Origin of the sequence: Bacillus sp. BK450, assembly GCF_004364885.1 — a bacterium.
Lineage (GTDB): Bacteria > Bacillota > Bacilli > Bacillales > Bacillaceae > Bacillus > Bacillus safensis.
This window is the reverse complement of sequence record NZ_SOBQ01000001.1, coordinates 460,697-472,368: the sequence shown is the minus strand read 5'-3', so window position 1 is coordinate 472,368 and position 11,672 is coordinate 460,697. Positions and strand designations below refer to the sequence as shown.

Annotated in this window: 13 protein-coding genes; 7 read left to right on the top strand and 6 right to left on the bottom strand. The window is 39.5% G+C overall.

What is annotated here, in order from left to right:
* Positions 1-11 precede the first annotated feature (11 nt).
* Positions 12-920: a chemotaxis protein gene (locus EV579_RS02420; protein WP_133743878.1), complete on the top strand. Its 909-nt coding sequence runs from the start codon at positions 12-14 to the stop codon at positions 918-920.
* Between the two features lie 37 nt (positions 921-957).
* Here EV579_RS02420 and EV579_RS02415 read toward each other — a convergent pair whose 3' ends face one another.
* On the bottom strand, positions 958-1,419 hold the full coding sequence (locus EV579_RS02415) for a YkyB family protein (protein WP_008356877.1): 462 nt from the start codon (positions 1,417-1,419) through the stop codon (positions 958-960).
* 528 nt (positions 1,420-1,947) lie between these two features.
* On the opposite strand from EV579_RS02415, the gene EV579_RS18890 reads away from it, so the two are divergent.
* The gene (locus tag EV579_RS18890; RefSeq protein ID WP_166644676.1) at positions 1,948-2,124 is read left to right on the top strand and encodes a hypothetical protein; all 177 of its coding nucleotides are present in this window, start codon (positions 1,948-1,950) and stop codon (positions 2,122-2,124) included.
* A 113-nt stretch (positions 2,125-2,237) separates the two neighbouring features.
* Here the strand turns inward: EV579_RS18890 and EV579_RS02405 are convergent, their stop codons facing one another.
* Positions 2,238-3,155 carry an AraC family transcriptional regulator gene (locus EV579_RS02405; protein WP_133743877.1) on the bottom strand — a complete coding sequence of 306 codons (918 nt, stop codon included), beginning with the start codon at positions 3,153-3,155 and terminating at the stop codon, positions 2,238-2,240.
* A gap of 113 nt (positions 3,156-3,268) precedes the next feature.
* Between EV579_RS02405 and EV579_RS02400 the strand changes: the two genes are divergently transcribed.
* Complete coding sequence (locus tag EV579_RS02400) at positions 3,269-4,165, top strand: DMT family transporter (RefSeq protein ID WP_133743876.1); 897 nt, start codon at positions 3,269-3,271, stop codon at positions 4,163-4,165.
* A gap of 152 nt (positions 4,166-4,317) precedes the next feature.
* On the opposite strand, the gene EV579_RS02395 is transcribed toward EV579_RS02400, so the two are convergent.
* The 4 genes from EV579_RS02395 to EV579_RS02380 form a co-directional block, all read right to left on the bottom strand.
* A complete protein-coding gene (locus EV579_RS02395) occupies positions 4,318-4,533 on the bottom strand; it encodes a hypothetical protein (protein ID WP_024424712.1) in 216 nt (71 codons plus the stop codon).
* 259 nt (positions 4,534-4,792) lie between these two features.
* On the bottom strand, positions 4,793-6,070 hold the full coding sequence (locus EV579_RS02390; RefSeq protein WP_024426859.1) for an MFS transporter: 1,278 nt from the start codon (positions 6,068-6,070) through the stop codon (positions 4,793-4,795).
* Positions 6,071-6,143: 73 nt separating this feature from the next.
* A complete protein-coding gene (locus tag EV579_RS02385) occupies positions 6,144-6,641 on the bottom strand; it encodes a L,D-transpeptidase family protein (RefSeq protein ID WP_133743875.1) in 498 nt (165 codons plus the stop codon).
* A 156-nt stretch (positions 6,642-6,797) separates the two neighbouring features.
* Complete coding sequence (locus tag EV579_RS02380; RefSeq protein ID WP_133743874.1) at positions 6,798-7,655, bottom strand: metallophosphoesterase; 858 nt, start codon at positions 7,653-7,655, stop codon at positions 6,798-6,800.
* A 138-nt stretch (positions 7,656-7,793) separates the two neighbouring features.
* Between EV579_RS02380 and fadH the strand changes: the two genes are divergently transcribed.
* The 4 genes from fadH (at position 7,794) to EV579_RS02360 (ending at position 11,564) form a co-directional block, all read left to right on the top strand.
* Positions 7,794-8,558 (top strand): 2,4-dienoyl-CoA reductase, encoded by a 765-nt coding sequence (fadH, locus tag EV579_RS02375; RefSeq protein ID WP_024424716.1) that lies wholly within the window; start codon positions 7,794-7,796, stop codon positions 8,556-8,558.
* A gap of 64 nt (positions 8,559-8,622) precedes the next feature.
* Positions 8,623-9,843 carry an EAL domain-containing protein gene (locus tag EV579_RS02370; protein WP_024424717.1) on the top strand — a complete coding sequence of 407 codons (1,221 nt, stop codon included), beginning with the start codon at positions 8,623-8,625 and terminating at the stop codon, positions 9,841-9,843.
* 397 nt (positions 9,844-10,240) lie between these two features.
* On the top strand, positions 10,241-11,137 hold the full coding sequence (locus EV579_RS02365; protein WP_024424718.1) for a manganese catalase family protein: 897 nt from the start codon (positions 10,241-10,243) through the stop codon (positions 11,135-11,137).
* Positions 11,138-11,321: 184 nt separating this feature from the next.
* Complete coding sequence (locus tag EV579_RS02360; protein ID WP_003212254.1) at positions 11,322-11,564, top strand: YkuJ family protein; 243 nt, start codon at positions 11,322-11,324, stop codon at positions 11,562-11,564.
* Positions 11,565-11,672: the final 108 nt, after the last annotated feature.

Below are 11,672 nucleotides of genomic sequence, written 5' to 3'. Positions count from 1 at the left end.
GAGGGATTTCCGTGGCTTTAAACAAACAAGAAATTTTACTTGACTCTGGTACCAATGAATTGGAAATTGTGAAGTTTGAAATTGGTGCAAATCAATTCGGCATTAACGTCATGAAAGTAAGAGAAATCATTCAGCCGGTTGAGGTGACCGTTGTACCGCACTCTCACCAAGATGTAGAAGGGATGATTAGTTTACGAGGCGAGATTTTACCAGTCATCAATCTATTTTCCTTTTTTAATGTCGAGTCAGATCAGTCAGAACAAGAGAAATATATTGTGACTGAATTCAACCAACGGAAATTTGTGTTCCATACAGGAACGGTATCACAAATTCACCGCGTCAGCTGGGAAGAGATTGAGAAGCCGACTGCACTCAATCAAGGGATGGACCGTCATTTAACGGGCATCATTAAGCTTGATGAAAAAATGATTTTCCTTCCAGATTACGAAAAAATCATTTATGATATTGAATCCGCTTCTGGTGTTGATACGTATCATATGTTTGACGGTGAGAAAGACGAGAGAAGAACAGGGAAGAAACTGTATGTCGTTGAAGATTCTCCGCTTCTCATGCGTTTATTAACAAATGAATTAACCGAAGCAGGCTATAAAAACATTGTGACCTTTGAAGATGGCAAACAGGCATATGATCATGTCATGGACCTTGTCAGCAAAGGAATCAGTGTCACAGAAGAAATTGATATGATTATTACGGATATTGAAATGCCTAAAATGGATGGCCACCGGCTAACAAAACTGCTGAAGGACAATCCTTTAACAAATACCATTCCGATTCTTATTTTCTCTTCGTTAATCACTGAAGATTTGCGTCATAAAGGGGAAACGATCGGGGCGGATGATCAAATCAGTAAACCAGAAATTCATCAGCTGATTGAAAAAGTCGATCATTTTATTATCTAAACGAAAAAACCACTCGGTATGAGTGGTTTTTTTCTGTTTAAAAATAACTTTCCCCGAGACGTTTGAAGACGGGTTTTGTGTAATGTGATTTTTGTTTTGTGGCGGCAGGTTTTTCTTTTAAACCGACATACGTTTGAAGTATTTGCTTTGCTCGGTTTAATGACATATTCGCTTTCGGATTGCGATATGATTGATTTAAATTTCCTAAGTGTGGCAAAAATTCGAAGTCTTCTTTCGTTGGTGGCAGGTGAAAATAATAATCTCCAATTTCAATCAGCACGTCGGACTGTTGTTGACTATACTTGGGATTGTTAGAGAAATGTAGGCCCACTTTTCTTCCTTTACCTTCTTGCAATAGTTTTTGCAGCGCGCGTTTTTTCAAAAGATAAAGAAACTTGGGGTTTGGTGCGGTTTTAGCATGGCGGTTAACAGTATAAATGGCTTTTGCGATGTTTTCTGCTGTAGGTTCTATGTCTTTAGTATGAGCATAATCGTCCATTTTTTCTCTCCTTTGTCTTTCGTCTTCCTGTGCTTAGTATAAATTATACGTTTTTATTAGTAAATTGCAAATAGAGATATTGTAAAAAGAAAACCTTTGGTATAAAGGGATTAGGGAGGGTTGAAAATTTTGTGTTTTAGAATCCCCCCCAAACATCCCCCAAATTATAATTTCATAGCCTCTGCAAAAACTTCAACTGATTCTATTTCTAATTCTTCAAAGGTATGGCTATATATATCATTAATCATTTGAGAGCTGTTCCCAAGACGATCAGCTATGAATTTGACTGGTATTCTTTTGCTTATCAGTATAGTCGCATGAGTAAGTCGTAAACTGTGAACGGTAAATTTTTTAGATTACGGTTATCGATAACAGATTGACAGCATAAAGGAGATGTCAGAGGAACAGTCTCGAAAAGTGTTAAAACAAGTAAAGCTTTTGTCCATAAATGGATAGGGGCTTTAACTGGAGAAACTTGGTTATACGGTTAGTTAAAACGTGATATGATTGTAAAAAGGAGGTAATATCATGACATTCAAAAAAGCGTTCAATATAGGTTATTTTGTTTTGCTTTTATCTTTTATTGTCGTATATTTCTTGCTTCCAGTCGATCAATTATTTACAGCAATTATGATCCTAACCGTATTATTTGGAGTTTATCAATTTGTGATTTTCAAGAAACTAAAAGAACAAAAAAAGCAATAAAAAATGCCCTAGTCTGCATTCGTCAAGGGCATTGAAAATCGCTTGTATTTACAATTGCCATTCATGATGGGTCTAAAACACCTTCTGCATTTTAGTAAACAAGCTATCTTCCATCAGTTTTCCTCTACCTGTTTTATCTGGAGAAGATCCAGCTGTTTTAATTTTCTATATGCTAAAGGTGTCGTATTTTTTATTCTTTTAAACAGATTGATAAAATAGCTTGTGCTGTTGATTCCTACTTGGTAAGCGATTTCTGTGATAGTGAGATCCGTTTCTTGAAGCAGGATGAGGCTTTGCTGAATTCTATATTCATTTACATAATGCATAGGAGATTTCTTTAAAATGTCTTTGAAGGATCTGCAGCATTCTGAGCGGCTAAGCTGTCCTGCACGAGCAATATCTTGGAGAAGGATCTTTTCATGATAATGCTGATGAATCCAATTCAGCATGTGTTTCATCCGTTCATTTTTATCGTGTTTACGCGCATCATGTTTCATTTGGAAGCCATTTTGTAATAAGCTTTTCCAAATGGTGATGAGCTGAATATTGAGTTCAAGTTCATAATAGACTGGAGTTTCATCAATTAATTGTTGAATGGTTTGAATACATTGATAAATATGTTTAGGCCAGTGATCTTTTTGGTTGAGTAAAATATAAGGTGTCTGGCTCGCATGCATATAAGGATGGACAAAAGTGGTGAATAATTCATTCGCTGTGATGAAGTAGGGAGAGACATTTAAACAAATGTAAGTACATGCCGTCCCATTCGCATCTTTTGCCATGTGCAGGCAGCCACTATTGATGAAAATGCCATCTCCTTGCTTTACATATAATGTCTCTTCATTGATATGAAATTCAGCCTCACCCTCTAAAATAAAGACAAATTGAAACTCGTCATGCCAGTGAAGAGGAATATAGCCGCTTCTATGATGACGAATTTTCGTATGATAAAGAGCAATAGGCCATGTTGTCGTGGAATGCTCCGTTAATTCTTTCAGGTTGTAGTCAATCAGAAAATGATGGTTGTGCATAATTCTCCTCAATATTCTTTTATTTTTATGTTCAATTAATATATCAATATGTAACAAAGTGAACTACTATCAACTATATTATCATGATTTGTTGAGAATTGAGGAGAATGAAAATGAATAGGAGAAAGGGCATTTTACTTGTACTCATAGGCGCCATCTGCTGGGGTGTAGGAGGAACGATTTCACAAAAATTGTTTCAGCAATATGGGATTGATGTCAATTGGCTTGTGACGGTCCGGCTGCTCATCTCAGGGGGATTGCTTTTATTTGTTCATGTGATGACAAAAGAAAAAACACATCTGATGGGTGTGTGGCAAAAGAAGAGGACAGCGATGCAAATCCTTCTATTTGGACTAATGGGGATGCTGGCTGTTCAATATACTTATATGGCATCCATTCAACATGGAAATGCTGCTGTGGCAACGCTGCTTCAGTATACTGCCCCTGTTATGATTATCGTGTATTTGGTCATTCGCAGGCAATCAACCTTCACTAGAAGAGATCTGGTCACAGTGGTATTGGCTTTAGCGGGTATGTTTTTCTTATTGACGAATGGTTCTATTTCAACATTAACCGTTCCATTTGCGGCAGTGATGTGGGGAATATTATCGGCTGTGGCACTCTCGTTTTATACGTTATATCCAATCAGCCTGTTAAAACAATTCGACTCTCTAGTGATTGTCGGATGGGCAATGCTGATAGGAGGGGGCGCCCTTAGCTTGATCTATCCCCCATGGAAGGTTAATCTCACTCATTTACCTTTTGAAGCGTATGTCTATTTATTATTTGTGGTCATATTTGGAACGATGATCGCTTTTTGGTTTTACATAGAAAGTTTGCAATACTTATCACCAAAAGAGTCGAGCTTAATTGGAAGTGTTGAGCCCCTTGCAGCAGTTGTTACGACTGTTTTCTGGTTAAAAGAGCCATTCGGACTTTTCCAATGGATAGGGACAGCTTGTATTGTCTATATGATTTTATTCTTGGCATTGTATCAGCCGAAAAAATGAGAGGGATGGGTGTTGAACTATAGAAGGAATGATAAGAAGAATTGACTGAATGAAATATAAATAAAGTGAACTATTAGTTCATGATAACTACCTATTTATTAAAATGGGTAGTTTCTCAAATGAAATTTTTTTATATGATGTAAGCAGATGAATTATTTTGTATGAATAGAATAAGCGCAATAAAAACAACCATTAAAGTCCGTTTCATTCGTCATCTGTTTGGCTTCGCCCATGGCGCTTTCCCCATTCATATGCATGCCAATCAATGTACGGCTTGCAGCATCACCTAAAAATGCACAATCTTCTGTATGTACAACAAACTGTCCCTGTTCATTTTTTGTATGAATAAAATAGTAACTTTTTAGCATTTCTTTCACCTCCAACCTGACTATCCTACTATAAAACGTTTAATGATGTAAAGGAGTTTTATTGTGAAAAACAAGAAAAAATGGATCTACAAAACAAAACGAGAGGTGCTAAATGGATGGAGGGGTTAGTAAAGCGAGGTATATGTGATTTATTTATGCAGGCTTCAAACAGATTCTATGGGCAGAGGAAATGACATCAAGGACGTTTCAGCCATGCAAAAAGGACTTTCCTGAAAAGAAAGTCCTTTTTGCTATTTACTTATTGAACTCCCTGACCCTTTAGTTCACGCTGCACGTCTAAGTCGGCAGCTTCTCTGCTGAACTTTGGCAGTGTAATGAAGTAAAAAAGGAAAACGAGTAAAATAATAAAGCCCATTCCGTAATAAATATAAGAAACATTTGTGATGAGTTTTGGAAATAATACAGCAATCAGACCTAATGTCATCGATTGAGCAAACATAGTAAGCGGATCGACCCATCCTGACACACGTCCCATCAGACGAGGGTGGACGATTCTAGGCAGCCAGCCGCCAATGACAATGTTGACTGGGCCAATGCATGTACCAATGACAAATGATGTGACATAAAACAACCATAATGTATGGGTAGAACCAAGGACAAAAATCAAAATACCTGCGACCAGAATTGGAATCGACATGAGATATTGCATCTTTACCTTCTTAGCGAGGACAGAGCCCATTAAGCTTCCAACGAGCAATCCTGCACCGATCGCAATGGTAAAGAAGGATGTATGCAGCTCAAAATGGTCTGGTGAAAGTCCATATTTCATTGTAAACATCGGAAGAACGGCAAATGCGCCATTGACTAGACCGAAAACAAAAAAGCCAAAAATTAAAGAAGCCAATAATTTATTTTTTAAAATATACAGTATGCCTTCTTTAAAATCTTTTAGAGACGTTTTAATGGTCATGCCTCTCCAGCCAGCTTGTCCATTTGGCTGACGCGCTTCAATTGGAATGTTACATGAACGAATCAGGATGCCTGAAATAATAAAGCTGACTAAATCAATTGTAATGGCACCGTGAAGACCAATCGTTTTATACATAATGGCACCGAGTCCAACGCCAAATACCATAAATAAACTAAACAGCATTTGATTTAAGCCAGCGGCTTTTGCATATTGATCTTTATTTAAAATGGCCTGAACGAGAGAAGCTTCAGCTGGATAGAAGAATTTCGTAATGGCACTTCGAATAAACAAGATCAAGAAAATAAGTGGCAGTGAATTAAAATAAATCACGATGAATAATACAATCGTCAGCCCAGCTCGTATCCAATCACAATTCTCTGCGACTTTTTTACGATCAAACCGGTCTGCGACCACACCGACCATAAAAAAGACAAAGACAGTAGGAAGAGAATACATAAGCTCAGCCAATGTGGCATATGCGGGCTGATGACTAAAATGGTCGAGCAAATAAAAGGCAAACGCCATATTGCCTACTGTTGTCCCCATTTGCGAAGCAAGTGCCGCAAAAAAGAGACGAACAAAATTTCTGTTTTTAAAAATATCCATAAATACGCTCCTTAACCTGAAGATCCCACTTTATATCATATAAAATTTTAATCATTCGTACAATTGATTTCATCTACTGGCTAATGGTCACAGGTGTTCCGTTTGGAACGAGTGAAGCAAGCTCGATGACATTCTGATTATACATGCGAATGCATCCTCTAGAAACAGCTTTACCAATTGAAGACGGGTTATTCGTACCGTGAATGCCGTAATGAATTTTTGAGAGGCTCAACCAATAAGCGCCAAAGGGACCTCCTGGGTTTGGCTGTCTGTTGACAATATAATAAGAACCTGTCGGTGTCATATTTAAAATTTTCCCTGTTGCAATCGGATTCGAACGAATAAGCTGTGATCCAGAAAACAAAACAAGACGTTTCGTTGAAATCGAAACAAAGATGCGGTAAGGGATCGTATTAGGATCCGGCAAACCAGGAATAATGATGACCTCATTTTGTTCGGGCTCGCGAGCTTGAAGTGACGGATTTGCAGCCTTTAAGGCAGCTGTTGTTGTTCGAAAATCAATCGCTATAGAAGCAAGGGTTTCCCCGCTTTTCACCGTGTATCGCAGCACCAAAGCACACTCCTTTTACTCAAATAAAAGAAGCCATGATGCCGTCACTTGACATACTATATGGACGGAATCAGGCCCCGTAAGGTTTCTCCTAACATTTGTCACGAGAAAGATCTTTGATTATACATATGCAGGAGAGGGCGGTTTGGCTTCTATTTACACGCGAGATGTCAATGTAAAGAAGGTTAACTCGGGTTTGGCTAAAAACCGAAGCGGCAGCCGCGTTGTTCCAAGTCCACGGTTGACATAGATGCGGTGCTGATCGCTGCCGTATAAACCTTCTACATATGTACGGCCGTAAGGTGCTGTGAGAATCGGTCCATAGAAAGGCAGCTGCACTTGACCGCCATGCGTATGCCCGGAAAGCTGCAAGTTAATGGGTGTTGTTTTCAGCTCTAATGCGGCATCAGGCTCATGGACGAGCAGTAATGTAAATAAATCAGTTGATACTTCCCGTTTGATCATATCGTAATCAGGCACGCTCATCATGAGATCATCCAGTGAAGCAATCTGAATATGCGCAAGATCTTTTTCTAATAGAAACACATCATTTTTACATAAAGTAAATCCACAAGCCTCCATTGTTTTCTCATAAAGCTCCACGCCAAATGGTCCGTAGTCATGATTTCCGTAGATGGCAAGCTTACCGAACGGAGCATGAAGCTTATTCAAATAAGCCTTCGCTTTTTCATGCTCTTCAGAGGATGCTTGAAAATCAACGAGATCACCTGTGAACACAATGAGATCTGGAGATGCAGCATTGATTTTCTGGACGATGGCTTCTAAATCCTTCGCAGGAAATGTATCACTTAAATGAACGTCACTAAATTGGGCTATTTTAAACTGGTCAAATGAAGCTGGAAGCTGAGCATCTTGAATGGTCAGTGAGACGGTATCGATCATGCGCGGTTCAATGTACCTGGCATATCCATATCCACAACTTGTAGCCAAAAAGCCGAGAATACTCGCACCAGCTGCTCCTTTTAAAAATTGTCTGCGGGAAAGCTGCTTCATATAAGACTCCTTTATAAATAAAATTAAGTATAGCATCATATTTGGATAATCTCCCATATGGTGCACCGAGGGTCAATCATGATATGATAGACAATAATGAATGAATAGTCATTCAAATGACACAGAGGGGGAGAACAAATGACGAAACAAACAGTGATTGTCACAGGGGGATCAAGCGGTATGGGGAAGGCGATGGCTGCTCATTTGGCAGCTGAAGGCTGGAATGTCGTGATTACTGGTAGAACGGAAGAGACGCTGGAAAAAACGGCAAAAGAAATGAAGCAGAAGGGCGGATCGGTCGCTTACTTCCAAATGGATGTACGAAACCCAGATGATGCGGACCAAATGGTCAAGTTTGCGGTGGATACATTTGGTGATGTCGATGCCCTCATTAACAACGCAGCAGGAAATTTTTTAGTGCCAGCAGAAAAACTGTCTCCTAACGGCTGGAAGGCTGTCATTGATATTGTGTTAAATGGTACATTTTTTTGCAGCCATGCAGTGGGGAATTACTGGATTCGTCAAAAGAAAAGAGGAAGTATGGTTAACATGGTGGCCACCTATGCATGGGGTGCTGGTGTAGGCGTGGCGCATTCGGCGGCAGCAAAGGCCGGTGTGTTGTCTCTCACTCGAACGCTTGCTGTGGAATGGGGGAAGCAATATCGAATTCGCGTCAATGCGATCGCACCAGGTCCAATTGAGAGAACAGGCGGTGCAGATAAACTATGGGAATCTGAAGAGGCAGCGCAAAGAACATTAGATAGTGTTCCTCTTGGCAGACTGGGCACACCTGAGGAAATTGCAGCGCTTGCGAGCTTTTTATTGTCTGAGCATGCGTCTTATATAAATGGAGATTGTATCACGATGGATGGGGGACAATGGCTCAACCAATCACCATTTTGATTGACGATGTAAGACCTGCTTTTGATGTGGTATAATCACACAAAGAGAGAAGCAGGTGATGAAAATGGTCGATCCATTGGATATTTTAACGAATATTGAAGATGTTTTCCCGCACTATCAAGCAATATTCAGTGCGGAAGAGCAAAAAGTGATAGGCTATGAGATTCTAGGAAGAATGAAGCTTGAGTCAGAAACGGTCAGCCTAGGCTCCTTCTTTATGGATTCATCTATTCCTGACGAATATAAATTGGAAGTAGATCACAAAGTATTGACTCAAGCACTTGATCTCTTCACAACTGCAGATGACGATTTGCTCATTTTTATTAATCATGATGCCAATATCCTCATGCTGGATCATGGAGAAAGCTTTTTAGAACTTTTAAAGGAATATGAAGCACGGGGCATTCAGCTTAACCGGTTTGTTATTGAGTTTGCAGAGCATACGTTTAGCGGCGACATTGAACAGCTATACCATACGTTAACGTATTTTCGTACATATGGGATTAAAATCGCCGTCTCAAATATAGGAAAAGAAAGCAGTAATCTGGACCGGATTGCCTTGCTTTCACCTGATTTATTAAAAATAGATTTACAGGCATTAAAGGCATCGGCTCCATCTCCTTCCTATGAATATGTCTTGTACAGCATTTCATTGCTTGCAAGAAAAATAGGAGCAGCCTTAATTTATGAGGATATTGAAGCAAATTTCCAGCTTCAGTATGCTTGGAGAAATGGCGGGAGATATTTTCAAGGGTTCTATCTTCATGAGCCTGCAGGAGAATTAATCGACCGAAGCCACCGAAAAGATCAGCTTAGAGAAGAATTCCAGCAATTTATTGCTCATGAGAAAAAGAAGCTGCAAGCGGTCTACGAACATTCTGAAACATTCTATAAACGAATTCATCAAGCTGTTACGACTTTAAAGAAATCGTGCAGTACAAATGATGAGCTCATTCAAAAGCTGGCACTCGAACTAACAGATTGCAGCTTCCGGATTTATATGTGTAATGAAGAAGGCTTTCAAATCACTGGAAATGTGTTCAAAAAAGAAGAAGAATGGCTGTTTCAGCCAGAGTATATCGAAAAAAACTGGAGCTGGCGTCCTTATTTCCTAGCAAATATTCTTCAAATGAGAATTAGCGGAAAAGGATTTTTCAGCGATATTTACAGTGATTTAGAAACCGGTGAGAGGATACGTACGTTTTCTTATCCTTTAGAGGGAGATATGTATTTGTTTATAGACCTTCCGTATGCTTATTTATATGAGCAAGATGGATTAATTTGAAGACGCGGCTGAAGACAAACCCTCGCATTCGCCCGCAGTCCTGAGTGCAGTGCTCACGAATGTATAATTCGCTCCGCTCCGGTACTCGTCCTTCCTAGACTTCAAAAGTTTTCTATCACGCTGAAATGTAAACAAAAGGCAGCCTTGCAGGCTGCTTTTTTTGATAGAAAAAAGAAATAAAAAATGGTTGACAATGAAACTGATAATCATTATCATTTAGTTATAGAGAGAAGCTACTCTCTGTTCCCCAACCCCTCTATCAGATCAAGATCCAAAAAACTTGGCGCTACCCCCGCCAAGTTTTTTTTGTGCTTCAATCTTTCCCTTCATGCATAGGACAGCCCAAACCTTCCATACATCTTAAGTGATGATAGTTAGACGGTAGGAGGGAAACATCATGATCAAACGTGACACGCGGCTGCTCATTGATTTGCCAAGGCCAGATCACCCAGATGCAAATGGTGCCGCTGCTGTGCAAGAATTACTCGGCGGAAAATTCGGTGAAATGTCCACATTAAATAATTACATGTTTCAATCCTTTAACTTTAGAGGAAAACGAAAACTCAAACCGTTTTATGATCTCGTCTCCAGTATTACGGCTGAAGAATTCGGTCATGTCGAGCTTGTGACCACAGCCATCAATCTTATGATTACAGGAACGACACATGGCGGGGATCCAGATACGACGCCGATGAAGGCAGCTGTCGATAAACGAAATACACAGCATTTTATTCAAACAGCTCAAACAGGCTATCCGTTTGATTCAATGGCAAAACCTTGGACCGGAGAGAATGTGTTCTCAAGTGGCAACCTCATTCTTGATCTCCTCCATAATTTCTTTCTTGAATGCGGAGCTCGTACACACAAAATGCGCGTATATGAAATGACGGACCATCCTACAGCAAGAGAGATGATCGGTTATTTACTTGTCAGAGGCGGCGTGCATATTGTGGCATATGCAAAGGCACTTGAAGTCGCTACAGGAGTAGATGTTGGGAAGATGCTGCCAATCCCAAATCTCGACAACAAATACTTTGATTCAGCGAGGAAATTTGAAGACCAGAATGTTCATACAAAGCTGTACACATTTAGTGATACGGACTACAAGGATATCAATAAAATTTGGAAAGGCAGCCACCCGATTGATGGAAAGCCGCTGACAGTCATTGAGGGCACCCCGCAAGGTGCACCTGTGCCAGATTATAGAGAATTACCGGAAGAGTTTGCTCCGGGCATTTCTAAAGAAGATTTTGATGAAATTGCGAAACGGCTGATGAGATCGGCCGGTTTATAAAAATCAAGGTGCATGAGATGAGAAAAAAGACTCAAACTAAAAAAACAGATTCTTTTTCTTTTTTTGAATTCAAGAGGAAAAATATCATCTGAGAACACTTTATGGTATGATGCTTTGTAGGACTTGTGTATAATCAATACGGGTTCATCTTGAGTTGTTTTTTTGAAAGGAGTCTTTTTTTAGAATGTCACAATTAATGGGTATCATTACAAGGCTGCAAAGTCTTCAAGAGACAGCAGAAGCTGCAAACGAGCCGGCACAGCGTTATTTCGAAGTGAACGGTGAGAAAATATGTAGTGTTAAGTATTTCGAAAAGAATCAAACGTTTGAATTGACTGTTTTTCAACAAGGGGATAAGCCAAATACTTTCCCATTTGACAACATTGATATGATTTCGATTGAGATTTTTGAGCTTCTACAATCCTAAGCTGAATCGTATGAAATGTTTTTTCTGAGGATTCCTTCGTTTATTGCGGCAGCATACATGGATCATCATAGATGATATGTACAAATGGAAGATGATCAATCAGCGCAT